At 73.1% G+C, this 22,433-nt stretch carries 20 protein-coding genes and 1 pseudogene; 8 read left to right on the top strand and 13 right to left on the bottom strand.

Annotation, left to right across the window (positions count from 1 at the left end; all coding sequences use genetic code 11):
• Window positions 1–14 precede the first annotated feature (14 nt).
• The 3 genes from IE273_RS17195 (at window position 15) to IE273_RS17185 (ending at window position 3,163) form a co-directional block, all read left to right on the top strand.
• On the top strand, window positions 15–722 hold the full coding sequence (locus IE273_RS17195) for a response regulator transcription factor (protein WP_189816059.1): 708 nt from the start codon (window positions 15–17) through the stop codon (window positions 720–722).
• Window positions 719–2,554 carry a sensor histidine kinase gene (locus tag IE273_RS17190; RefSeq protein WP_189816058.1) on the top strand — a complete coding sequence of 612 codons (1,836 nt, stop codon included), beginning with the start codon at window positions 719–721 and terminating at the stop codon, window positions 2,552–2,554. The genes IE273_RS17195 and IE273_RS17190 overlap by 4 nt, the downstream gene beginning before the upstream one ends.
• 159 nt (window positions 2,555–2,713) lie before the next feature.
• Window positions 2,714–3,163, top strand: coding sequence for a DUF6098 family protein (locus IE273_RS17185; protein WP_189816057.1), 450 nt, complete (start codon window positions 2,714–2,716; stop codon window positions 3,161–3,163).
• Between the two features lie 18 nt (window positions 3,164–3,181).
• Here the strand turns inward: IE273_RS17185 and IE273_RS17180 are convergent, their stop codons facing one another.
• The gene (locus IE273_RS17180; protein ID WP_189816056.1) at window positions 3,182–3,433 is read right to left on the bottom strand and encodes a WhiB family transcriptional regulator; all 252 of its coding nucleotides are present in this window, start codon (window positions 3,431–3,433) and stop codon (window positions 3,182–3,184) included.
• Between the two features lie 742 nt (window positions 3,434–4,175).
• Window positions 4,176–5,063 carry a LysR family transcriptional regulator ArgP gene (locus IE273_RS17175; RefSeq protein ID WP_189816055.1) on the bottom strand — a complete coding sequence of 296 codons (888 nt, stop codon included), beginning with the start codon at window positions 5,061–5,063 and terminating at the stop codon, window positions 4,176–4,178.
• A gap of 66 nt (window positions 5,064–5,129) precedes the next feature.
• Between IE273_RS17175 and IE273_RS17170 the strand changes: the two are divergent.
• Together IE273_RS17170 and IE273_RS17165 are read left to right on the top strand one after the other, a co-directional pair.
• Window positions 5,130–5,743, top strand: a pseudogene (locus IE273_RS17170) (LysE/ArgO family amino acid transporter).
• Between the two features lie 84 nt (window positions 5,744–5,827).
• The gene (locus IE273_RS17165) at window positions 5,828–7,159 is read left to right on the top strand and encodes an MFS transporter (RefSeq protein WP_189816054.1); all 1,332 of its coding nucleotides are present in this window, start codon (window positions 5,828–5,830) and stop codon (window positions 7,157–7,159) included.
• 38 nt (window positions 7,160–7,197) lie between these two features.
• Here IE273_RS17165 and IE273_RS17160 read toward each other — a convergent pair whose 3' ends face one another.
• Both IE273_RS17160 and IE273_RS17155 read right to left on the bottom strand, forming a co-directional pair.
• Window positions 7,198–7,656, bottom strand: coding sequence for a cyclic nucleotide-binding domain-containing protein (locus IE273_RS17160; protein ID WP_103816649.1), 459 nt, complete (start codon window positions 7,654–7,656; stop codon window positions 7,198–7,200).
• 273 nt (window positions 7,657–7,929) lie between these two features.
• A complete protein-coding gene (locus IE273_RS17155) occupies window positions 7,930–8,172 on the bottom strand; it encodes a hypothetical protein (protein ID WP_189816053.1) in 243 nt (80 codons plus the stop codon).
• 126 nt (window positions 8,173–8,298) lie between these two features.
• Between IE273_RS17155 and IE273_RS17150 the strand changes: the two genes are divergently transcribed.
• Both IE273_RS17150 and IE273_RS17145 read left to right on the top strand, forming a co-directional pair.
• Entirely contained in the window at window positions 8,299–8,736 is a 438-nt protein-coding gene (locus IE273_RS17150; RefSeq protein ID WP_189816052.1) for an ATP-binding protein, read from the top strand.
• A 233-nt stretch (window positions 8,737–8,969) separates the two neighbouring features.
• Window positions 8,970–9,836 carry an RNA polymerase sigma factor SigF gene (locus tag IE273_RS17145; RefSeq protein WP_189816051.1) on the top strand — a complete coding sequence of 289 codons (867 nt, stop codon included), beginning with the start codon at window positions 8,970–8,972 and terminating at the stop codon, window positions 9,834–9,836.
• Window positions 9,837–9,840: 4 nt separating this feature from the next.
• Here IE273_RS17145 and IE273_RS17140 read toward each other — a convergent pair whose 3' ends face one another.
• The 5 genes from IE273_RS17140 to IE273_RS17120 form a co-directional block, all read right to left on the bottom strand.
• Window positions 9,841–12,063 (bottom strand): FUSC family protein, encoded by a 2,223-nt coding sequence (locus IE273_RS17140; RefSeq protein WP_189816315.1) that lies wholly within the window; start codon window positions 12,061–12,063, stop codon window positions 9,841–9,843.
• A 96-nt stretch (window positions 12,064–12,159) separates the two neighbouring features.
• Window positions 12,160–12,369 (bottom strand): DUF4287 domain-containing protein, encoded by a 210-nt coding sequence (locus IE273_RS17135; RefSeq protein ID WP_189816050.1) that lies wholly within the window; start codon window positions 12,367–12,369, stop codon window positions 12,160–12,162.
• Between the two features lie 95 nt (window positions 12,370–12,464).
• Entirely contained in the window at window positions 12,465–13,841 is a 1,377-nt protein-coding gene (locus tag IE273_RS17130; RefSeq protein WP_189816049.1) for an NAD(P)/FAD-dependent oxidoreductase, read from the bottom strand.
• Window positions 13,842–14,037: 196 nt separating this feature from the next.
• Window positions 14,038–14,472 carry an ATP-binding protein gene (locus IE273_RS17125; protein ID WP_014670719.1) on the bottom strand — a complete coding sequence of 145 codons (435 nt, stop codon included), beginning with the start codon at window positions 14,470–14,472 and terminating at the stop codon, window positions 14,038–14,040.
• A 163-nt stretch (window positions 14,473–14,635) separates the two neighbouring features.
• Window positions 14,636–16,534 carry an AMP-dependent synthetase/ligase gene (locus tag IE273_RS17120; RefSeq protein WP_189816048.1) on the bottom strand — a complete coding sequence of 633 codons (1,899 nt, stop codon included), beginning with the start codon at window positions 16,532–16,534 and terminating at the stop codon, window positions 14,636–14,638.
• Between the two features lie 149 nt (window positions 16,535–16,683).
• On the opposite strand from IE273_RS17120, the gene IE273_RS17115 reads away from it, so the two are divergent.
• Entirely contained in the window at window positions 16,684–16,917 is a 234-nt protein-coding gene (locus IE273_RS17115) for a DUF6480 family protein (protein WP_189816047.1), read from the top strand.
• A 9-nt stretch (window positions 16,918–16,926) separates the two neighbouring features.
• On the opposite strand, the gene IE273_RS17110 is transcribed toward IE273_RS17115, so the two are convergent.
• The 4 genes from IE273_RS17110 to IE273_RS17095 form a co-directional block, all read right to left on the bottom strand.
• Window positions 16,927–18,015, bottom strand: coding sequence for a glutamate--cysteine ligase 2 (locus IE273_RS17110; RefSeq protein WP_189816046.1), 1,089 nt, complete (start codon window positions 18,013–18,015; stop codon window positions 16,927–16,929).
• Window positions 18,016–18,107: 92 nt separating this feature from the next.
• Complete coding sequence (gene glgB / locus IE273_RS17105; RefSeq protein WP_189816045.1) at window positions 18,108–20,309, bottom strand: 1,4-alpha-glucan branching enzyme; 2,202 nt, start codon at window positions 20,307–20,309, stop codon at window positions 18,108–18,110.
• A gap of 3 nt (window positions 20,310–20,312) precedes the next feature.
• A complete protein-coding gene (locus IE273_RS17100) occupies window positions 20,313–21,677 on the bottom strand; it encodes a maltokinase N-terminal cap-like domain-containing protein (protein WP_189816044.1) in 1,365 nt (454 codons plus the stop codon).
• 31 nt (window positions 21,678–21,708) lie between these two features.
• The coding region (locus IE273_RS17095; protein ID WP_189816043.1) for an alpha-glucosidase C-terminal domain-containing protein at window positions 21,709–22,433 on the bottom strand (725 nt) is incomplete at its 5' end.

The raw sequence follows: 22,433 nt of genomic DNA, 5'->3' as shown, positions 1-22,433 counted from the left end.
TAGGATCCGCATTCGTGTGCGCACATGTGCTGGTCGCCGAGGACGACGAGAAACAGGCCGAACTGCTCCGCCGCTCCCTGCTGGCCGAGGGCCATACCGCCACGGTCGTGCACGACGGCGCGGCGGCGCTCGACGCCGCCCGCCGGCTGCGGCCCGACCTCGTCGTCCTGGACCTGATGCTGCCGGTCCTCGACGGCTTCGGCGTGTGCCGGGCGCTGCGCGCCGGCCCGGAGCGGCCGGACATACCGGTCGTCATGCTCACCGCCCGCTCCGCCGAGGACGACGTCCTGCTCGGCCTCGACATCGGCGCCGACGACTACCTGACCAAGCCGTACAGCCCGCGCGAGCTGATGGCCCGTATCCGTACGGTCCTCAGGCGCAGCGGGCGGGGCGTCGGCGCCCGGGACGAGGACCCGGTCGTCCGGGCCGCCGGGATCAGCGTCGACCCGGTACGGCACGAGGTGCGCTGCGACGGCGCGCCGGTGGAGTGCACACCGGCCGAGTTCCAGATCCTGCTGGCCATGGCGGGCGAGCCGGAGCGGGTGTTCACCCGGCGGCAACTGCTGCACTGCACCCGGGGCTTCGACCGGGCTTCCACCGAGCGGGCCGTCGACGTGCACATCATGAACCTGCGCCGCAAGATCGAGGCCGACCCGCGGCGGCCGGTGCGGCTGCTGACCGTGTTCGGCGTCGGCTACAAGCTGAGCGGCACCCGGCGGTGAGGCGCCGGATCCCGGTGCGCAAACGGCTGGTCGTCCGGCTGCTGTTCGTCTCCGCGCTGATCGCCGTCTGCTCCGTGGCGGCCACCGCCTGGCTCGCCGTGACCACCACCACCAGCGCCCTGAAGGAGGAGCAGGGGCAGGACCTCGCCGCCGACAACCGCATCCTCGCCCAGCTCAGCGGCTACGCCGCCACCCACTCCGACTGGGCGGGGGTCCGGCCCACCCTGCGGGAACTGGCCGCCCGCACCGGACGCCGGATCGCCCTCACCACCGCCGACCGCACCCCGGTCGCCGACTCCGCGCCCCGCGGCACCCCGCTGCCGCCCCGGGCCGCCGCCACCGTCGACCCGCTGCGCACCGACACCTACACCGAGACCGGCGCCCAGCTCAGCGGCGTCGACCCACGCGTGGTGGGCCCCTACCGGCTCCCGGCCGCGGAACGCGTCAAACTGGACTCGCTGGCCGAGCGACGCGAACACTGCTACGAACGCCACGGCCTCCAGGCCACCGTCGAACGGACCGAGAGCGGGCGGCCGGTGGTCCCCGTCGCGGACGGCGCCGACCCCTTCGCCTACGGCGCCGACGTGTGCGAGGACGGCCGGCTCAACACCCCCACCGTGACCGAGCACAAGGCCCTGGACACCCTGTCCGACCTGGTCCGGCCCTGCCTGCGCAAGAACGGACTGAACCTCGACGGACGGCTGTTCTTCACCTTCGACCCTCGCGGCAAGGACTCCCTCGGGGGCGGATTCCTGGTCGCCAAGCTCCCCAAGCTCGGCAGCGGCGAGGCCACGCGGACCGCCCAGCGCTGTGTCCAGACCGCCCGTCGCACCCAGCTCCAGCCCTATGTCGCCCCGGTGGCCGAGCTGTTCCTCGGCATCGGCGACCAGAACCCGGCCCGCTTCGACATGTCACCGGCCAACAAGGCCAAGGTGGTCGGCGTGGCCGGTCTGGTCCTCGCCGTCACCGTCGCCGTGACCGCCGTCGTCGCCGTCCGGCTGGTACGGCCGCTGCGCGCGCTCACGCTCGCCGCGCAGCAGCCGCCCGAGCTGCACGTGCGCGTGCCGGTGACCACCCGGGACGAGACCGGCATCCTCGCCGAGGCCTTCAACGACCTCACCGAGCGCCGTGCCCGCCTGGAGGCGCAGCGCAAGGCCATGGTCAGCGACATCGCGCACGAGCTGCGCAGCCCGCTCACCAACATCCGGGGCTGGCTGGAGGTCGTCCGGGACGGCGTCGTCGAGCCCGACCCGGCACTGCTGGACTCGCTGCACGAGGAGGCGCTCGTGCTCCAGCGGATCATCGACGACCTCCAGGACCTCGCCGCGGCCGACGCCGGCACCCTGCGCCTGCACCGGGAGCCGCTGCGGGCGGGCGACCTGCTCGACCAGGTCGCCGCGGCCCACCGCGTCGCCGCCGACACCGCCGGGGTCGCCCTGCGCACCGAGGCCGACGCCGCCGCCTGGCTGGACGCCGACCCGGTGCGGATGCGGCAGGTCCTCGGGAACCTGGTCTCCAACGCGCTGCGGCACACCCTCGCCGACGGCACCGTCACGCTCTCCGCCCGCCGGGAGGGCGACGAGGCCGTGTTCACCGTCGCCGACACCGGCTCGGGCATCGCGCCCGGGGACCTGCCGCACGTCTTCGAGCGGTTCTGGCGCGCGGAGAAGTCCCGCAGCCGCCGCACCGGGGGCAGCGGGCTCGGCCTGCCGATCGTCCGCCACCTGGTGGCCGCCCACGGCGGCACGGCCGGGGTCGCGAGCGAGCCGGGGGTGGGAACGGTGTTCACGCTGCGGCTCCCGGCCACGCCACCGCCCGGCGACGAGCCCTGAGGGCGGAGCATGCGGGGCCCTGGGGGCGGCGCCTACGGGATCTGAAAAACGGTGCCTACGAGGCCCCGGGAGCGGAGCGACGGAATCCGATTTCCGGCGCGCGCCGGGGGTACCCCGGTCGCGCGAGCGCAGCACAGCGAGGCAGAGGGAGGCCATGCCATGAGCGGACCGGACGACCTGCCGGTCGTGTCCACACTGGCCGAAGTGGCCCGCCTGGTGGAACGGCACCAGGGTCTGTACGTGCGCTGGTCCAAGGGACCGGGCACCGACCTCGACGGCGTCTCCAGCACCGACGAACTGACCGGCGTCCCCATGCCGGGGCTGTCCGCCAACCCGCTCGGCGTGGAGAACTGGTGGGAGGACCGGTCGGTGGAGCTGTGGGTGGCGCGCCGCCTCTACGACTACGCGCACCTGCCGCACGACAAGGGCCCCGGCGTGCGCCCCTGGGTCCTGCGGGGCCGGGAGACGGGCCGGGGCCCCGACAACGAGCCGCTCGTGGCCGACGTCGAGCCGCTGTGCTGGATCGCCGACGAGGTGATCGACGCGGCCCGGGACGAGGTGGGCCGGCAGGAGCGGGAGTGGGGGACCCTGCGCCGGGGTGGCCGCTGAGCCCCCGCCGGGCCCCGGTCAGCCGGAGCGCTGCCGGGAGCGGGCGCGGCGCCGCAGAGCCCGGCGTTCCAGTTCCGTCGTACCGCCCCAGATCCCGATGCTCTGGCCCGTGTCCAGCGCCCAGTCCAGGCACTGCTCCCGCACCGGGCAGCGCCCGCACACCGCCTTGGCCTGCTGTGCCTGCACCTGCGCGGGTCCGGTGGTGCCGATCGGGAAGAACAGGTCCGGGTCCTCGTAACGGCACGCGGCATGTTCGCGCCAGTTGTCCATCGGAAATCTCCTGGTTCGGGATCGAAGTCGTCCGTGCCCTGTCGCATGCGTCGCCGATGGGTCGTGGAGGCGTTCCGCACGCGTTCTCCGGTCTCGGGTGACCGGTCGGGAGGGTGTGAAACGGCACAAGAGGCGGAGATCGGGTGAGGAGCGCGCGGCGATCTCCCCGGGCGGCGCCGGTCCGACGGGTCCGCACGCGGTCAACAGGCCGGGCAGCGGGGCCCGGAGAACGCCGGACCACCCGACCACGCACCCCCGACGAGGAGTTCGAACCGGCCGACCGCCCGGCCCGACACCGAGGGGCCCCGCCACTCCGCCAGGGACCGTCCGACACCGACGAGGTGACGGACCGCCGGACGAGGAACACACGAGGGCCCGGAGCTCGGCTTCGGCCCCGCCGGACTTCATCACGGAAGCGGCCGGCGGCACGGCGCCCGGCCCCGCCGGCCGTCAGCGCCGATGCGCCACGACGGCACGGCATTTCGCCTCGCGGGGGTTCGACGGGGCGCCTTGGACCGTCCGCCTCGCGGGGGTTCGACGGGGGAGCGGTACGGCGTCCCGGCCTGGCCGGGCTTGGGCCCCGGACCGGGCCAGGGCCACAGCGCCCCGGCCTCGCCGGCCTTCAGCACCGATGAGTGGCCCGGCGGCACGCCCCTCGGCCCCGCCGGGCTCCGGCGGCGGAGCGGCGCGGCGGGACAGTTCCGTCGGGCTTCAGCGGGGGAGCGGGGCGGCGCTACGGGAGTCAGCCGCGCAGCGTTTCCGACGCTGTCGTCGCCACCGCATCGGCCAGGGACGCCAGCGCGGGCGAGTCGAGCTTCCACTGCTGCCAGTACAGCGTGACGTCCATCCACTCGCCGGGGGCGAGCACGGCAAGCCGCCCCCGGTCGAGCAGCGGGCCCGCCTGCACCTCCGGGACCATGCCCCAGCCGAGCCCCGCGGCGACCGCGTCCAGGAACCCCTCCGAGGTGGGCACGTGGTGCCGGAACGGGCCGGCGGACGTACGGCCGTGCCGGCGGGCGAAGGCGTCCTGGAAGTCGTCCTTGCGGTCGAAGACCACGACGGGCGCCCGGGACAGCGCCGCCGGCAGGGGCCGCCCGTCGAGGTGGGCCGCGGTGAACTCGGGGGCGGCCACCGGCAGATAGCGCATCCGGCCCAGCGGACGGACCGTGCAGCCGGGCACCGGGTCGGCCGAGGAGGTCACCGCCGCCATCACCAGGCCCTCGCGCAGCAGCGCCGCCGTGTGGTCCTCGTCCTCCCGGTGCAGCTCGTAGCACAGGCCCGCGACCCGGGTCAGGGCCGGCAGGAACCAGGTCGCCAGCGAGTCCGCGTTCACCGCGACCGACACCCGCGTCGGCTCCCCGGTGCCGTTCAGCCCCAGCTCGCCCCAGGCGTCCCGCTCCAGCCGGGCGAGCTGCCGGGCGAACCGCACGAGCACGGCGCCGGACTCCGTGGGCCGCACCGGCTTGGTGCGCTGGAGCAGCACCCGGCCGGTGCGCTGTTCGAGGGCCTTGACCCGCTGGCTGACCGCGGACGGCGTCACGTGCAGCGCGGCGGCGGCCGCGTCGAAGGTGCCCTCGTCCACCACGGCCAGCAGCGTCCGCACCTGCTCCAGAGGCAGTTCTGACATCACACGCGCTAATGATACGTAAAAACCTTTAGCTGTACTTGCGGCCAGGACTTTTCTAGCGTCGACGGCATGCACCACGCCCTGACCACCGCTGCCGCCGGCTTCGGCACCGGCCTCTCCCTGATCGTCGCCATCGGCGCCCAGAACGCCTTCGTCCTGCGGCAGGGGGTGCGCCGGGACGCCGTCCTCGCCGTCGTCGGCATCTGCGCCCTGTCCGACGCGGCGCTCATCGCGCTCGGCGTCGGCGGGGTCGGCGCGGTCGTGGTCGCCTGGCCCGGCGCGCTGCGGGCGATCGGGATCGTCGGCGGTGTGTTCCTGCTCTGCTACGGCGCCCTCGCCGCCCGCCGGGTGCTCAGACCCGGCACCGGACTGCGCGCGCAGGGCGAGGCGGCCGGCTCGCGCCGCCGGGCCGTGCTCACCTGCCTGGCGATGACCTGGCTGAACCCGCACGTCTACCTGGACACCGTGTTCCTGCTGGGCTCCCTGGCCGCCGACCGGGGCCCGCTGCGCTGGACGTTCGGGCTCGCGCCGCGCTCGCCAGCCTGTGCTGGTTCGCCGCGCTCGGCTTCGGCGCCCGGCTGCTCGGCAGGTTCCTGGCCCGGCCCGGCGCCTGGCGGGTCCTGGACGGCCTGGTGGCCCTCACCATGCTGGCCCTCGGCGCGACCCTGGTCACCGGACCCTGAGACGAACCGGTTCGGCGCGCACGAGAGTTCCTGGGACAGTTAGGCTCTCGAAGCGAAAAGATGTAACGAGCAACCAGGACATCCGTGGACACCAGCGAGAGCAGCAGTACCCAGGCCGACCGGTCCGAGAGCCGAACGCGGGGCCCGTCCGGCACCGACGCGCCGACGGCCGGGGACCCGCCCCGGCGCGGCTGGCGCCGCTGGGCGATGGACACCCGCCCGCTGCGCATCCCCGCCTATCGGCGCCTGTGGTCGTCGACGATCGTCACCGCCGTCGGCAGCCAGCTCACCGCCGTCGCCGTACCCAAGCAGATCTACGACATCACCCACTCCTCGGCCTGGGTCGGCTACGCGAGCCTCGCGGGCCTCGTGCCCATGGTGGCCTTCGCGCTGTGGGGCGGGGCGGTCGCCGACACCGTGGACCGGCGCAAGCTGCTGCTGGTCACCAACGTCGGTATCGCGGTGACCTCGCTGCTGTTCTGGGCGCAGGCCGTCACCGGTCTGGACTCGGTCGTCGTCCTCATGGTCCTGCTCGCGCTGCAACAGGCGTTCTTCGGGCTCAACTCGCCCGCCCGCACCGCGTCCATCGCCCGGCTGGTCCCCGCTGAGCAACTGCCGGCCGCCAACGCCCTCGGTTCGACGGTGATGCAGACGGGCCTGGTGGCCGGCCCGCTGCTCGCCGGTGTGCTCATCCCGGTCATCGGGCTGCCCGAGCTGTACCTGATCGACGCGCTGGCGCTGTGCGTGACGGTGTGGGCCGTCTTCCGGCTGCCCGCGCTGCCGCCGCTCGGCGCCACCGCCCGCCGCGCCGGACTGCGCGAGATAGCGGCGGGCTTCCAGTACATCTCCCGGCACAAGGTGCTGCTGCTGTCCTTCCTCGCCGACATCGTCGCCATGGTGTTCGGCATGCCCCGCGCCCTGTTCCCGGAACTGGCCGCGCACACGTACGGCTCCTACGGCGAGGGTCTCGCGCTCGGTGTGCTGTTCGCCGGCATCCCGGTCGGCGCGGTGCTCGGCGGCCTGTTCTCCGGCGTGTTCTCGCGGGCCCGCCGGCACGGCTGGATGGTCATCGGGGCGGTCGTCGCCTGGGGTCTGGCCGTCGCCGGGTTCGGGCTGAGCGCGAACCTCTGGGTCGCCGTGGCCTTCCTCGCCGTGGCCGGTGTCGCCGACATGGTCTCGATGGTGTTCCGCGGCGCCATCCTGCTGTCCGCCGCGACCGACGAGATGCGCGGCCGGATGCAGGGCGTGTTCACGGTGGTCGTCGCGGGCGGGCCGCGGCTGGCCGACGTGCTGCACGGCACGGCCGGTTCGGCGTTCGGCCCGCGGGCCGCCGTCGCGGGCGGCGGCGTCCTGGTCGTCGTGGTGATGCTGGCCCTGGCCGCCACCGTCCCGGCCCTGCGCCGCTACCGGATCTGAGGGCCGGGCGCGCCCGGGGCCCGGCGGATCCGGGTGCCCTAGATCGGGCTGCTGCGCCGCCGCATCGTGTACTGCTCCATCAGCTTCCCCCGGGTCGTCTCCAGCCGGTGGGCGAGGATCTCGGCCACCGTCCGCACCAGCGAGAGCCCGAGCAGCGGATCCTCCACGCACAGCCCGAGCACCGACGGCCCGTCGAACTCGTAGGCCCGTACGTTGCTGAAGGCGACGGCGCCGAAGTCCCACTGGTACGGCGGGAAGAGCCAGGACCAGCCGAGCATGTCGCCCGCGCCCAGCGTGGCGACGGTCACCCGCTGCCGCGAGGTGACCTGCTGGTCCAGGTGAACCGCGCCCGAGCGGATCACCCAGAACCGGTCGGCGGTGCCGCCGGCCTCGAAGATGTGGGTGTCCTCCGGGAAGGACACCTCCTTCGCCAGCTCCATCAGGCGCTCGCGCTGCGCCTGGGGGAGGGCGGTCAGCAGTTTGATCGCTTTGGTCATGGCGCATGGCTCCTCGCCGGCGGCGGTCGCGGTCCGGGTGGTGTGCTCCCAAGCCCATTTCAGCCGCTGTGACCGTCCGGAGCACGTCGAGGGAGGCGGATCTCCGCCCGCGTGTCGTGCTCGGGGCAAAAAGCCCTGGCTGGACGGGGGAAACCAGCCAGGGCCGTATGTGGTGACACAAGGAGCGGGGAAGAACGGCTTCCACGCCGCTCCCGCGTCAGTTATGGATGAACCATAAACCATCTGTCGTACCTTTGGGTAACCAGCAGTGGGTCAGGTGACCTGTTTCACTCCTTCCGTCCGCACGGGGTCCCCGCCCGGGCGGACGATCTCCTCCAGCACCCGCAGCACCGCCTCGAACGCCCGGGCCCGGTCCGCCGCCTCCCGCGCGCCCTCCGGATCCGTCGCCGTCAGGCTCTGCGCCCGCTCCCGCCAGGCCCGCTCCTCCTCGGCCGCGTGCTCCTGGCCCCTTCGGATCCGCCGCAACAACTCGTCCGCGTCCACCACATCGGTCATGTCCGGCGGGTACCCGCTCGGTCCGCCGTGATGACACGGGCACCGAGGGTGTTTGACGACGCTCTGACGGGTCAGCCGAATGAGGGAGATAACCCTGCAATCCGGGCACCGCTCAAGGAGGAAGGGATGCTCGACGACAAGCACCGGACCAGTTCCAGCGCGACCCTGCCGGAGACGCGCGGCCGGGTGCCGTGCCGGCCGGCCGAGGCCCGCAGAACGGTGGAGCGCGTCATGACCGAGCGGTGCCGGGCCCGCGACCTGCCGTGTGCGCACGAGGCCGTCGAGGACGCCCTGCTGGTCACGTCGGAACTCACTACCAACGCCCTGCTGCACGGCGGCGGCATCACCGGCTTCGGCGTCGACGTCGACGGTGGCGGCGTCCGGGTCTCGGTGAGCGACAACAGCGACGACCTCCCGGTCACCGATCCGGCCGGCGACGAGCCCGGCCACCCCCACCCCGGCGGCCGTGGCTGGCCCATCGTGTGCCGGCTGGCCCGGGACATCCGGGTGGCTGAGCTGCCCTGCGGCGGCAAGTGCATCACGGCCGTCGTACCGCTGCGCTGAAGCGGTCCCGGAAGTTCCGCTCAGCGCGTTTGCGCATGGGGGCGAGGGGCAGACGGAATCTCGTGCTTCGGACCGGAGGCGCCTGCCCCGCGGGGACAATCCCGCTGCCTGGGCCCCCTTCCGGCGGGCCCGGTGGCTCACCCGCGGAGAACCCTGACACCACCGTTCGGGCCAGGACCCGGAACCGCGGTTCCGGCCATGTGCCCTGAAACCCCGTTCAGGAGCGATTCCGCATGCTGACCGACATGTCGACAAGCCGTCCCGGCACGCCCGCCACCCCCAGCGACACCGCCGGCGCCCCCGCGGCGACCACCCGACGGAACCACGACGACGCCCCGGACACCGCGGAGCTGTTCGTCCGGCTGGCGGAACTGGAGGACGGACCCGAGCGGGACGCCGTACGCGACGAACTCGTCACCGCCTGGCTCCCCATGGCCCACCGGATCGCCGGCCGGTTCCGCGACCGGGGCGAGTCCGTCGAGGACCTGCGCCAGGTGGCGGCCCTGGGCCTGGTGAAGGCCATCGACCGTTTCGACCCCTCGCGCGGGGCCTTCGAGAGCTACGCCGTGCCGACCATCACCGGAGAGGTCAAGCGGCACTTCCGCGACCGGATGTGGGCCCTCAGGGTGCCGCGCCGGGTGCAGGAACTGCGCAATCGGGTGCGCGTCGCCCGGCGGGAACTCACCCAGAACCCCGGCAGCCCCGAACCCACCGTCGCCGACATCGCCGCCCACACCGGGCTCAGCGAGGAGGACGTGGCCGCCGGTATGGAGGCGCTGGAGAGCTTCAGCACCCTGTCGCTGGACGCCGAGCTCTCCAGCGGTGACGACGGCTACAGCCTCGCCGACACCCTCGGCGCCACGGACACCTCCTACGACGTCGTGGTCGACCGCGAGGCCGCCAAGGAGGGGCTGCGCCGACTGCCCGAGCGCGAGCGGGCCATCCTCTACATGCGCTTCTTCGAGGACATGACCCAGAGCCGCATCGCCGACCGGCTCGGCATCTCCCAGATGCACGTCTCCCGGTTGATCAGCCGCAGCTGCGCCCGCGTCCGCGACGAGGTGCTGGGCAGCCGCCGCCCCGGCGCCGACCCGCGGTGAGCGCTCACTTCCGCGGCTGAGCCGGCCCACCGGCCAGGCCCAGCGGCCGGGCCAGGCCGGAGACGGCCTCGTCCAGGCGTTGCAGATGGCGCAGCACCCGGTCGGTCACACGGCCGTAGCGGGGGGTGCGCAGGGTTCCAGGCTCCAGCATCGACGCGATGCTGGAGCCGGTCTCGATCCGGGCGGGGGACTTCGGGTCCGTGACGTGCGCGGCGATCGCCTCGATGTTGTGCACGATCCGCGCGCACGCCCCGCGCAGCCGGGGGTCCGCCGCGATCGACGGGTGCGTCGGCAGCAGCTCGGCCGTGGCCGCGAGGGACCGCCCGTGGTACGCGCAGGTCTCCAGCAGCGCCACCACATAGCGGACCGTGTTCCGGCGCGAGCGCAGCGGGGTGATCGGATGCGTGAGCGGCTGGGTGGCCGCGCGCAGGTCGGCCAGCGCCTGGTCCAGCTCGCGCGCCTGCTCCACCAGGTCGCCGCCCGCCCCGCCGCTGAGCTGGTCGACGGCGCCCCGGGTGACGTCGGCGAGCCGGTCCAGCACCGCGACCAGCAGCTCGTTGGTACGGCGGTCGGTGTGGACCGGCAGCACCACGGCCGCCGCGATCACCCCGCAGGCCGCGCCGAGCGCCGTCTCCTCGATCCGCAGCACCAGCACCGACAGGCTGTAGGTGTTCAGCAGGGTGTACAGCAGCCCCAGCATGGCCGTCACGAAGAACGACATCAGCGTGTAGGACAGGGGCGCGGTGTAGAACATCGCGAAGATGAACAGCAGCACCAGCGCGAACGCCGTCCACGTGTGGTGTCCCACCAGGGCGGCGAGCCCGATGCCGGCCACCACGCCGAGCACCGTGCCCAGCAGCCGCCGGTAGCCCTTCACCAGGATCTCGCCGGTGGAGGCGGTGTTCAGGAAGACGATCCAGCACGTCAGCACCGCCCAGTACCAGCGCTGGGCGGACAGCAGCTCACCGCCGGCGATGGCCAGCGAGGAGCCGACGGCCACCTGGACGGCGGCCCGGGTCGTGGGTCGTTTCAGGCCGGTCGGCGGCGCCTCTTCCGTTTCGCTCCCCTCGCTGATCTCGATCGCGGTGTCCTCCGCGTCCAGTTCCTCGCGTGAGCGTGCGGTCGCCGGGGTGTCGTCGGACTCGTCCTGCGGCCCGTCCAGGGCGAGCCGCAGGCCCAGGGCGGCCCGCGCGGCCTCGCCGAGGCCACGGAAGACGTCCTGCACGGCCGGGGCGGCCGGGGGCAGGTTCTCCTCCTCCCGGTAGCCGAGCAGCCGGTTGCGCACCTGGGCGAGCGCCGTCCCCGACGCCTCCCCGGCCGGCCGCAGCATCAGCAGCCGCAGGGCCTGGAGGTCCCGCCTCAGCGCGACCGTCGCCTGGTCCCGCACCGGCAGCTCGCCGCCGGCGGGCAGCGGGGCGCCCGGCAGATGCAGGGTGAGCGTGTCGGTCCGCTGCGCGCTGCGCGCGGTGAGCAGCAGCAGGCCGAGCCGCTCGGCCGCGATCTCCGCGTCCGCGACCCTGCGCTGGAGCAGCCGGGCCACCGCCGGGTCCGAGGTGCCGTCCTCCAGCCGGCCCTGGATCAGCAACGCCGTCTCGTGCAGCCGCGCGGTCCCGGTGCGCAGGTCCGCGAGCACCTTCTCGGCCTCTTCGGGACCGGCGTCCAGCAACTCGGCCTGGGTGGCGAGGAGCTGGGCCAGCCGGGCCCGGAAGGCCCGCCGCAGCCGGTCCAGGGTGCCCGCCGGGGTCTGCGGGAGCAGCACGAAGCGGGCGGCGGCGCTGCACGCGAACGCCACGCAGATGACGCCGTACAGCTCCGGCAGTACGGACGCCGTCGCGCCCACGAACAGCGACAGGAAGTAGACCTGGAAGCCGATCAGCCCCAGTGCCGTGCCCCGGTCGCCGAACCGGCGGCCGTAGACGGCGCAGAAGATGAGGACGACGAAGAACAGGTCGCCGGCGACGACCCGTTGGTTGAGCAGCGCGCCCAGCGACACCGAGGCCAGCGCCACCGGCAGGCCGACCGCCAGCGTCACGGCCTGCTGGGCGCGCTGCTTCTCCCGGATGGCGAAGGTGGCGACCATCGCCGCGATCGCCCCGGCGACCAACTGGGACACCGGGACGTGCAGCGCGGCGAGGACGGCGAGGGTGAGGGCGATCGCGGTGACCGTGCGCAGTCCCGCGGTCAGGCGGAGCAGCCCGGGATCCGACGCCGCGAGCCGGTCCCACATCCGTACCCGTCCCGACCGTGCCACTGCCCTCACGCCGCCGCGCTCTCTCCCGTGCCGGTAATCGATCTCCGCCCCAGCATCGCACGCGGCCCCGGCTCACCTCTCTCCGGCCAGGGTGGCGGCCACCAGCGCGTTGGCATGCCCATGCCCCATACCGTGCTCCGACTTCAGCCAGCCGACCAGCTCCATGTGCTTCGTCAGCGGCGAGCGGCGGATCAGCTCCTGCCACTCGCCGACCGGGCGGCCGTACCTCTTCTCGATCGACGGGAAGTAGCTCGCCGGGCCCTTGACGGTCTTCTCGGTCATGCTGGGGTGCCCCCTTCGTGCGGCGTCTGCGGTCACATGGGAAGACCGCCGATCCACGGTGCAATGATCGGCGGTCCTCAGTGATCCACGTCACCTCACGGATGGTCGATGCCCGCGCCCTCCACCCGGGCCCGGACCTCGTCCGGCGTCAGGTAGGAGTCGGTGAACTCGAAGTCCTTCAGCCGGGCGGGCTTGCGGGCCTGGAAGCCGGTGCGGACGAAATCGTCGCCCGCGACCGCGTTCAGCAGCCAGTTGGTCATCACCCGGGCCTTGGCGACGTTGGTGCGCAGCGCCGACCAGTGGTAGCCGCGGGCCACCACCTGCGCGGGAACCCCGCGCAGCTCGATCCCCAGCGGCTTGGACACCGCGTCCTTGCCGCCGAGGTCGACGACGAGGCCCAGGTCCTTGTGGACGTACGGCTGCATCTGCTGCCCGCGCAGCGTCGCGATGACGTTGTCGGCGACCTTCCTGCCCTGCCGCATGGCGTGCTGCGCGGTGGGCGGGCAGACCGCGCCCTCCTGGCCCTTGGCCAGGTCCGGCACGGCCGCCGAGTCGCCGAGCGCGAACACCCCGTCGTGGCCCGGCAGGCACATCTCGGCGGTGACCGCCAGCCGGCCCTTCACCGTCTCCGCGCCGAGCGTGGCGATGAGCGGGCTGGCGACCACCCCGGCCGTCCAGATGAGGGTGTGCGTCGGCACCACCCGGCCGTCGGTGAAGGTCACCTCCTCCGGGCCGGCCTTCTCGATCGACACGCCCAGCGAGACCTCGATGCCGCGCCGCCCGAGGATCTCCTGGGCGCTGCGGCCGAGCTTGTCGCCCAACTCGGGCATCAGCTTGGGCGCGATGTCGATCAGGTGCCACTTGATCAGGCCCGGGTCCAGCCGCGGGTAGCGCTGCACGGCCGCGTGCGTCAGCCGCTGGAGGCAGGCCGCGGTCTCGGTGCCCGCGTAGCCGCCGCCGACCACCACGAACTGCAGGCGCGCGGCCCGCTCGGCCGGGTCGTCGCTGGCGTCCGCCAGGTCGAGCTGCGAGATGACGTGGTCGCGGATGTAGGCGGCCTCGGCGAGGGTCTTCATCCCGAAGGCGTGCTCGGTCAGGCCCGGGATGTCGAAGGTGCGGGTCACGCTGCCCGGTGCCAGCACGATGTAGTCGTAGCGCTCGTTGACGATCTTGTCGGTGATGGTGCGGATGACGCACACCTTGGCCTTCAGGTCCACCCCGATCGCACCGCCGGGGATGATCCGGGTGCGGTACTTCCGGCTGCGGCGCAAGGACAGGGCGATCGACTGCGGCGTGAGCACGCCGGAGGCGACCTGGGGCAGCAGCGGCAGATAGAGCTGGTAGGCGAACGGCGTCACCAGGGTGACGTCGGCCTCGTCCGGGGCGAGTTTCCGCTCCAGGCGGCGGACGCAGTCGACTCCGGCGAAACCTGCGCCAACCACCAGGATCCTGGGTCGTGTCACGGTGTTCATCCCTTTCTGCGGCTCCGGGCGGTCCGACTCGACGCCGTTCGCATGCCCCGGATCGCTCTGCGCCAACTCCGATCCCACCGTGCGTCCAGCCGTTCCGCGAGCCGGGTGCGGCAGGCAGACGAACGCGTGGGAACCAGCATGCCCCCACTGGGACGTGGAGTAACCGGCTGGCGCACACCTACACGTCGAACACCTGTCACCAGGGCAGGAACGCGTGGATGTCCTTGCCGCGGTCGTGCACGACCACACTGACCTGGGTGCACAGCGTGTGCACCAGGTGCCAGCCGATGCCGCCGCCGCCCGTGCGCGGGTGGAACGGCCTCGGCTCCGGCTTGGTCGTGCTGGTGTCCCGCATCGTCACGTGCACCCCGTCGAACGTGCGGCGCATCCGCAGGTCGAACGGACCGGGCGCGTACTGGATCGCGTTCGCGGCCAGTTCGGTCACGACCAGCAGGATGTCGTCCCAGTACTCGTGCGCGCCCGGCGGCGCGTCCCGGGCGAGGGAGCACAGGAACTCCTCCGCCGCGAGCCGCGCCCCCGTGACGTTGCGCAGCTCCCCGGGGAAGGAGAACGTACGCTCGTACCTCTCCTCCGAGGGTGGTGTGTCGTCCCAGCGCGGCTCCGTCACCATCTCGCATTCCCTGGCCCCGGCCCGGAAGCGGCCGGCTCGGCCCCTTCCGACCGGAACGGTCGTCGTTGCTGATCTCTCGATGCGCTGCGGGTTCCCCCAGCCGCGCAGGCTATCCGTCTCCCCTCGGACCCGCCGCCCGTACGCCGTACCTCCGCGGCCCTCGTCAGCGGAAGACATCGTCCGGCTCGTCCCACTCGGCCGGCTCCGGCGGACCCGGACGCGACCGGGAGCGCGCCTCGTACATCGCCTCGATCTCGGCCGCGTAGTGCCGCACGACGGCGTCCCGGCGCAGCTTCATGGACGGCGTCAGCAGTCCGTTGTCCGGTGCGAAGGGTTCCTGGAGGACACGGTAGACCCTGATCGACTCCGCACGGGACACCGCACTGTTGGCGGAGGCCACCGCCCGCGCGATCTCCTCCCGCAGCGCGTTCTCCTCCCGGGCCTCCCGTCCCCGGGCGTCGCCCTGCAACGCCAGGGCGGCCCGCCAGTCCGCGAGGAACTCCGGGTCCAGGGTGATCAGGGCACCGACACAGGGCCGGTCGTCGCCGATCACCACCGCCTGGTGGACCAGCGGGTGCATCCGCAGCCGCTGCTCCAGCGGGGCCGGGGCCACGCTCTTGCCGCCGCTGGTGACGATGATGTCCTTCTTGCGCCCGGTGATCGTCAGATGGCCCTCGGAATCCAGCCGGCCGATGTCCCCGGTGGCCAGCCAGCCGCCGCGCAGCGCGGCCCGCGTCGCGTGCTCGTCGCTGATGTAGCCCTGGAACACCGACGGGCCGCGCACCAGGATCTCCCCGTCGTCGGCCACCTGGATCTCGGTGCCGGGCAGCGGCAGGCCCACGGTCCCGGACTTCTCCCGGCCGAGCGGCTGCATGGTGATCCCGCCGGAGGCCTCGGTGAGCCCGTACCCGTCGTGGAGGTACACCCCGATGCCCGCGTAGAACAGGCACAGTTCGCGGTCGAGCGCGCTGCCGCCGGAGGTCCCGCGCACCACCCGGCCGCCCAGCGCGGCCCGCAGCCTGCGGTACACCGTCCGCTCGTACAGGGCGTGTTGCAGCTTCAGTTCGAGCCCGGGGCCCGGCCCGGTGCCCAGCCGCCGGCGCTCCTCCGCGGCGGCGAAGTCCCGCGCGGTCTGCGCGGCCCGCTCGAACAGGGCGCCCCGGCCCGCCTGCCGGGCGGTGCGCAGGAACGTCTTGTAGAGCTTCTCGAACACCGACGGCACGCCGTACAGGTACGTCGGCCGGAACGTGCTCAGGGCCGCCGACAGGGCCGGCCCGGTCAGCTCCGGCTCGTGCGCCATCAGGGCCCCGCCGCGCACACACATCAGCATGATCATGATGCCGTAGACGTGGGAGAACGGCAGGAACGCCAGCACGGACGGCTGTTCGCCCGGGGGTGCGGCGGTGTGCGCCCAGCCGGCCAGCAGCGTGTCGCAGGGGTAGGCCAGACCGCGGTGGCTGAGCGCGCAGCCCATCGGGCGCCCCGAGGTGCCGGAGGTGTAGACGACGGCCGCCGTGGAGTCCGGCAGCACGATCCGGCGCAGCGACTCCACCGTGGTGTACGGGACGGCCGTGCCCCGCTCCACGAGGTCCGCCAGGGCGCCCGCGTCGAGCTGCCAGACGTGCCGCAGCCGCGGCAGCCGGGTGCACACGGTGCCGACGGTCATGGCGCCCTGCTCGTCCTCCACGACCACGGCCACACAGCCCGCGTCGCGCAGGATCCACTCCACCTGGTCCCGTGCGGAAGCCGGATGGACCGGCACGATCTCCGCGCCCACCGCCCACAGCGCGTGCGCGAGCACCGTCCACTCGTAGCGGGTGCGGGCCATCAGGGCCACCCGGTGGCCGGGCGAGATCCCGGCGGCGATCAGGCCCTTGGCCAGGCCGACCACCTCGTCCCGCACCTCGACCGCCGTCAGCTCCTGCCATCCCGCGGCGGCGGGACCGGCCCGGCGCGCGAGGACCGGCAGCGCCGGATCCCGTTCCGCCGTGGTGAACACGCTGTCGGCGAGGCCGCCGGTGAGCGGCGGGGCGACGGCGGGACCGGGGGCGAGGTTCCGCATGCGCTGCTCCTGGTGTACGGAGGGTCACACCGCCGTTCGGCTCGGTGTCGGCGGTGCTCGAATGTAGCCCAGGCAAGCGCGTTCGGTGAGGGGAACGTGGAAGTCGTGATCGGCTGATGATGTCGGCGTGTCCTGGGGACTCGGGACACATGAGTCATGTGAACCCCGATCCGGAACCCGAGCGCACGACCGGTCTGGAACCAGGTGGGGGAGTTCCGCCCGGCGAGACCCCGCCGGCCGAGAGCAGCATGCCCGAGGCCGGCCCCCGCGAGCCGCACGCCCAGCGCAGGGGCTGGGCCAAGGCGCCGCTGACCCTGATCCTGCTGCTGGTCGTGCTGATCGCGGCCTTCTTCCTGGTGTACGCCCTGGTACTGATCCTCTGAGCGGCCCGCTCAGCCCTGTGTGCGCCGCACGCAGTCGGTGACGACGTCCCGCAGGCTGCCGGTGTGCTCCAGCAGCCTGCGCTGCTCCCGTGCGCCGTTGCCCGTGCGCAGCAGCTCCTCGACGGACTGCTCGGCACGGGCCGCGTCGCCGCTCTCGGTGAGCGCGTCCCCCGTGTACTCCAGCAAGGAGCGCAGCACCCGGGGCGCGCGCCGGGGCCGCATGGTCACCGGGTCGAGCAGATCCTCCTCCAGGCCGTACCGGGCGGCCTGCCAGTCGGCCAGCCGGAGCAGGCTCACGCCGGGGTCGGGAGCCGGCCGGCCCGCCCGCCACTCCCGGGCGGCCGTCTCCACGAGGGCACGGCAGAGCGTCGCGATCAGTACGGCGGTCTCCGCGCACAGGCACACGTCCGCCACCCGGATCTCCACCGTCGGGTAGCGGGCCGACAGCCGTGCGTCGAAGTAGGCCATGGCCTCGTCGAGGATCACGCCGGTGGCAACCATGTCGGCCACCCTGCGGTGGTACCGCTCGGCGGACCCGAACGCCTCGGTCGGCCCGGCCGACGGCCACCGGTTCCACACCCGGCTGCGGTAGCTGGCGTAACCGGTGGGCCGGCCTTGCCAGAACGGGGAGTTCGCGCTGATCGCCCGCAGCACCGGCAGCCACGGACGGAGCCGGTCGAGGACCGCGACGCCCTCCTCGTCGGACTCCACCGACACATGGACGTGGCAGCCGCAGACCAACTGCTCCCAGGTCGGTATCCCGAACCGCTCGGCCAGCCACTGGTACCGGTCGTTCACGCTGAGGGCGGGACTGACCGGCAGCGGCGAGGTGGCCAGCGCGGCGACCCCGCAGCCGATCTGCCCGGCGTGCCGGGCGGCCTCCTTGCGGCAGCGGACGATCTCGTCGCCCAGGGCCGCCATGTCCGACTGCGGATGCGTGGCGAACTCCAGCATCTGCCCGAACAGCTCCTTCTCGAAGACGTCCTGTCCGGGATCGTCCTGGGCGGCCCGTGCGAGGACGGCCGCCGCCAGTGCCTTCGGGTCGCCGCTGTCCGGATCGACCAGAAGGAGTTCCTCCTCCACTCCGACGGTGCGCACCTGGGTGCCGCCCTTCTGTCCGTGCCACGGGGGGCAGTCGCTGTCTGTACGACCCCGACTGCCCCTCGCACGGCCGCCGACACCTGCGGCTTTCAGTCCTCCGGCGTCAGCCAGACGGTGGCGAGCGGGGGCAGCGTCAGCCTCAGGAACCCCTCCTCGGGCTTGACGGGCCCCTCGGTGCGCACGCCGCTGCCGCCGTACCGGGTGTCGTCGGTGTTCAGCTCCTCGCGCCAGGCGGGGAACCCGTCGGGGACCCACAGGCGGTAGTCGTGCCGGACGACCGGGGAGAAGTTCGACACCGCCAGCAGCGGGCCGCCGTCGGCGGCGAAGCGCAGGAACGCCAGTACGTTGTCGTCCGCCGCGTCGCACAGCACCCACCGGAAGCCGCCCGGGTCGGTGTCCCGCTGCCACAGCGCCGACGTCGCCCGGTACACCGTGTTGAGGTCCCGCACCAGGGCCTGGACGCCCCGGTGGTCGCCGGCGGAGTGGTAGTCGTCGGAGAGCAGCCACCACTCGGGGCCGTGGGTGTGCGACCACTCCGCCCCCTGGGCGAACTCCTGCCCCATGAACAACAGCTGTTTGCCGGGGTGGGCCCACATGAAGCCGAGGTAGGCCCGGTGGTTGGCGCGCCGCTGCCACCAGTCGCCGGGCATCTTCGACACCAGCGCCTGCTTGCCGTGGACCACCTCGTCGTGGGAGATGGGCAGGACGTAGTTCTCGCTGTAGGCGTACACCATCGAGAAGGTCATCTCGTTGTGGTGGTACTTGCGGTGCACCGGCTCCTTCTGGATGTACTCCAGAGAGTCGTGCATCCAGCCCATGTTCCACTTCAGCCCGAACCCGAGGCCGCCGCCGTCCGTCGGCCGGGTCACGCCGTCCCACGCGGTGGACTCCTCGGCGATGGTCACCACGCCCGGGCAGCGCCGGTACACGGTGGCGTTCATCTCCTGGAGGAAGGCCACGGCGTCCAGGTCCTCCCGGCCGCCGAACACATTGGGCTCCCACTGCCCGGAGTCCCGCGAGTAGTCCAGGTAGAGCATCGAGGCGACGGCGTCCACGCGGAGCCCGTCGATGTGGAACTCCTCGCACCAGTACACCGCGTTGGCGACGAGGAAGTTGCGCACCTCGGTGCGGCCGTAGTCGAACTCGTACGTCCCCCAGTCCGGGTGCTCCGCCCGCAACGCGTTCCCGGGCTCGTACAGCGGGTCCCCGTCGAACCGGGCCAGCGCCCAGTCGTCCTTGGGGAAGTGCGCCGGCACCCAGTCCATGATCACGCCGAGACCGGCCCGGTGACAGGCGTCCACGAAGTACCGGAAGTCGTCCGGGGAGCCGAGCCGGGGCGTGGGCGCGTAGTAGGAGGTGACCTGATAGCCCCAGGACCCGCTGAACGGGTACCCGGCCACCGGCATCAGCTCCACATGCGTGAAGCCCATCTCCGTGACGTACGACGGGAGCTCCTGCGCGAGCTGGCGGTAATTCAGACCCGGCCGCCACGACGGCAGGTGCACCTCGTACACCGAGAACGGCGCCTGGTGAACGGGGAGGTCACCGCGGTGCGCCATCCACCGCGCGTCACCCCACTCGTAGTGCGAGGACGTCACGACGGACGCCGTGTCCGGCGGGACCTCCGTGCCCCGCGCCATCGGGTCCGCCTTCAGGAACCGGTGCCCGTACCGCGAGGTGATCTCGAACTTGTACCGGGTGCCCTCGCCGATCCCGGGCAGGAACAGCTCCCACACCCCGGACGCGCCGAGCGACCGCATGGGGTACTGCGTGCCGTCCCAGTACGTGAAGTCCCCGGCCACCCGCACCCCCTGGGCATTCGGCGCCCACACGGTGAAGCGGGTGCCGGCCACGCCCTGGTGGACCATCGGCTCGGCCCCGAGCGCCCGCCACAGCTGCTCGTGCCGGCCCTCCCGGATCAGGTGCAGGTCCAGTTCGCCGAGGGCGGGCAGGAAGCGGTACGGGTCGTGCACCTCCTGCTCGGTGTCGTCGTACGCCACCAGCAGCGTGTACGACGGGACCTGCGCGCAGGGCAGGACGGCGGCGAACAGACCGTCGCCCTCCGACCGCAGTTCGGTCGGCGTGCCGTCGATCACGACGCTCACCGCCCGCGCGTTCGGGCGCAGCGCCCGGAACAGCGTGCCGCCCGGCATCGGGTGGGCGCCCAGCAGGGCGTGCGGATCGTGGTGCGCGCCGGCCAGCAGCCGGCCGCGGTCGGCGGGGTCCAGGGCCACGGCCGCGGGGGGCCTGGGCCCGGCGGCCTCGGGGCGCGTGGTGTCCTTCAGTGCCATGGGTCAGCCTCCCCACACGGCGAGCCGTTTGATCGCCGCCATCGGTACCGGCAGCCAGTCGGGCCGGTGTCTCGCCTCGTACAGCACCTCGTAGACCGCCCTGTCCGTCTCGTGCGCGCGCAGCAGCGCGTGCTTCTTGCGTGGGTCCCAGCCGGCGCGGGCCGCGTAGCCCGCGCAGAACGCCTCCCGGCAGCGGCGCGCCCACTCGGGTCGCCAGGGGCGGCGCTGCCGGGCCGCGTAGTCGAAGGAGCGGAGCATCCCGGCGACGTCCCGCACCGGGGACTGCGGGGCCCGCCGCTCGGCGAGCGGACGGGACGGCTCGCCCTCGAAGTCGATGACGAACCAGTCGCGGCCGGCCCGCAGCACCTGCCCGAGGTGCAGATCGCCGTGGATGCGCTGGGCGGGCGGCCCGGTGTCGCACGTGGCCAGCGCCCCGAACGCGGCCTTCAGGCCGGGCACGTAGGGCAGCAGCCCGGGGACGGCGTGCGCGGCGGCGTCGAGCCGCGCGCACATCGCCTCGGCCGTACGGCCGTTCTCGCCCGGCCCGGCCGGCGGGAAGGCCTCGGCCAGCGCCAGGTGCACCTCGGCCATGGCCCGGCCCAGTGCGCGGGCCTCGGTGGTGAAGTGGTCGCCCGCGGCGAGCGCGCGCAGCGCCAGCGTCCAGCCGTCGGTGGCGTCCGGCAGGAACGGTTGCAGCACCCCGAGGGTGGCCGGGCGCGGGGCGGTCGTGGTGAACCAGGCCACCGGCGCGGGCACCCGGGTGCAGCCCTGCGCGGTCAGCGCCGCCGGCACCTCCAGGTCCGGGTTGACGCCCGGCTGGATCCGGCGGAACAGCTTCAGGATGTACGCGTCGCCGTACACGATCGAGGAGTTGGACTGCTCGGCGTCCAGCAGCCGCGGCGGCAGACCGCCGGGCACCCGGGCGGCCGGGTCCGTCTCGAACCGCAGCGGGCCCACCGTGCCGGGCTGCCGCAGCCGCTCCAGCAGCAGATGGGCCGAGCGCGGGTCGTGCAGGGCGTCGTACACCGCGAGCCCGGCCAGCGGGCCGTCCACCGCACGCCCGATGAACGCCCGTTCCAGCCGCGGGGCGAGGTGCCGGCGCAGGCCCAGCAGCAGCTGGTAGCAGTCGCCGGGCGGGGGAGTGCCGCCGGGAGTGGGCACCGGCACGTGGGAGGCGTGCACCAGCAGGTGCAGACACCCCGGGAACAGCTCCGTCACGGACAGCACCGACAGATCGGTGACCGGCCGGTCCTTGCCCGCGAACCAGCGTTGCCTCGGCAGCCAGTCGCGCAGCAGCCCGCCCAACGAGGCCAGTGGCCCGTCGGGCCCGGCCGCGGTGCGCGGTCGGGGGGTGATGGTCTTCGGCATGGTGACGCGTCCTTTCCTCGGCGCCGGGCGTTCAGCGGCGGCGGCCGATGCGGGATGCGACTCGGGTGAGCCGGAACCAGTAGAAGCCGTGGCCCTGCAGGGTGAGCAGGTAGGGCAGTTCACCGATGGCGGGGAAGCGCACTCCACCGATCAGCTCGACGGGGTGCCGCCCGTCGTAGGCCCGCAGGTCGAGTTCGGTGGGCTGGGCGAAGCGGGAGAAGTTGTTCACGCACAGCACCAGGTCGTCGCCGTACTCGCGCAGGAACGCCAGGACCGCCGGGTTGGAGGACGTCAGTTCCGTGAACGAGCCGAGTCCGAAGGCGGGGTTCTGCTTGCGGATCTCGATCATGCGGCGGGTCCAGTGCAGCAGACTGGACGGGGACGACATGGAGGCTTCCACGTTGGTGACCTGGTAGCCGTAGACCGGGTCCATGATCGTGGGGAGGTAGAGCCTGCCGGGGTCGCACGTCGAGAAGCCGGCGTTGCGGTCGGGGGTCCACTGCATGGGGGTGCGGACGGCGTCGCGGTCGCCGAGCCAGATGTTGTCGCCCATGCCGATCTCGTCGCCGTAGTAGAGGATCGGTGAGCCGGGCAGGGAGAGCAGCAGGGCGGTGAACAGCTCGATCTGGTTGCGGTCGTTGTCGAGCAGGGGCGCGAGGCGGCGGCGGATGCCGATGTTGGCGCGCATCCGCGGGTCCTTGGCGTACTCGGCCCACATGTAGTCGCGTTCCTCGTCGGTGACCATTTCGAGGGTGA

This window comes from Streptomyces olivaceoviridis, from assembly GCF_014650115.1.
GTDB lineage: Bacteria > Actinomycetota > Actinomycetes > Streptomycetales > Streptomycetaceae > Streptomyces > Streptomyces olivaceoviridis.
Note: the sequence above shows the minus strand (reverse complement) of the source record. Positions and strands in the feature narration are given on the sequence as shown.

What these genes read in the sequence shown, in the direction of transcription:
- IE273_RS17125 (WP_014670719.1), bottom strand. Translation starts at nt 14,472, where the DNA reads ATGGTGACGGAGCCGCGCTGGGACGACACACCACCCTCGGAGGAGAGG.
- glgB (WP_189816045.1), bottom strand. Translation starts at nt 20,309, where the DNA reads ATGGCACTGAAGGACACCACGCGCCCCGAGGCCGCCGGGCCCAGGCCC.
- IE273_RS17130 (WP_189816049.1), bottom strand. Translation starts at nt 13,841, where the DNA reads ATGAACACCGTGACACGACCCAGGATCCTGGTGGTTGGCGCAGGTTTC.
- IE273_RS17160 (WP_103816649.1), bottom strand. Translation starts at nt 7,656, where the DNA reads ATGACCAAAGCGATCAAACTGCTGACCGCCCTCCCCCAGGCGCAGCGC.
- IE273_RS17100 (WP_189816044.1), bottom strand. Translation starts at nt 21,677, where the DNA reads ATGCCGAAGACCATCACCCCCCGACCGCGCACCGCGGCCGGGCCCGAC.
- IE273_RS17120 (WP_189816048.1), bottom strand. Translation starts at nt 16,534, where the DNA reads ATGCGGAACCTCGCCCCCGGTCCCGCCGTCGCCCCGCCGCTCACCGGC.
- IE273_RS17185 (WP_189816057.1), top strand. Translation starts at nt 2,714, where the DNA reads ATGAGCGGACCGGACGACCTGCCGGTCGTGTCCACACTGGCCGAAGTG.
- IE273_RS17155 (WP_189816053.1), bottom strand. Translation starts at nt 8,172, where the DNA reads ATGACCGATGTGGTGGACGCGGACGAGTTGTTGCGGCGGATCCGAAGG.
- IE273_RS17135 (WP_189816050.1), bottom strand. Translation starts at nt 12,369, where the DNA reads ATGACCGAGAAGACCGTCAAGGGCCCGGCGAGCTACTTCCCGTCGATC.
- IE273_RS17150 (WP_189816052.1), top strand. Translation starts at nt 8,299, where the DNA reads ATGCTCGACGACAAGCACCGGACCAGTTCCAGCGCGACCCTGCCGGAG.
- IE273_RS17140 (WP_189816315.1), bottom strand. Translation starts at nt 12,063, where the DNA reads ATGTGGGACCGGCTCGCGGCGTCGGATCCCGGGCTGCTCCGCCTGACC.
- IE273_RS17145 (WP_189816051.1), top strand. Translation starts at nt 8,970, where the DNA reads ATGCTGACCGACATGTCGACAAGCCGTCCCGGCACGCCCGCCACCCCC.
- IE273_RS17115 (WP_189816047.1), top strand. Translation starts at nt 16,684, where the DNA reads ATGAGTCATGTGAACCCCGATCCGGAACCCGAGCGCACGACCGGTCTG.
- IE273_RS17180 (WP_189816056.1), bottom strand. Translation starts at nt 3,433, where the DNA reads ATGGACAACTGGCGCGAACATGCCGCGTGCCGTTACGAGGACCCGGAC.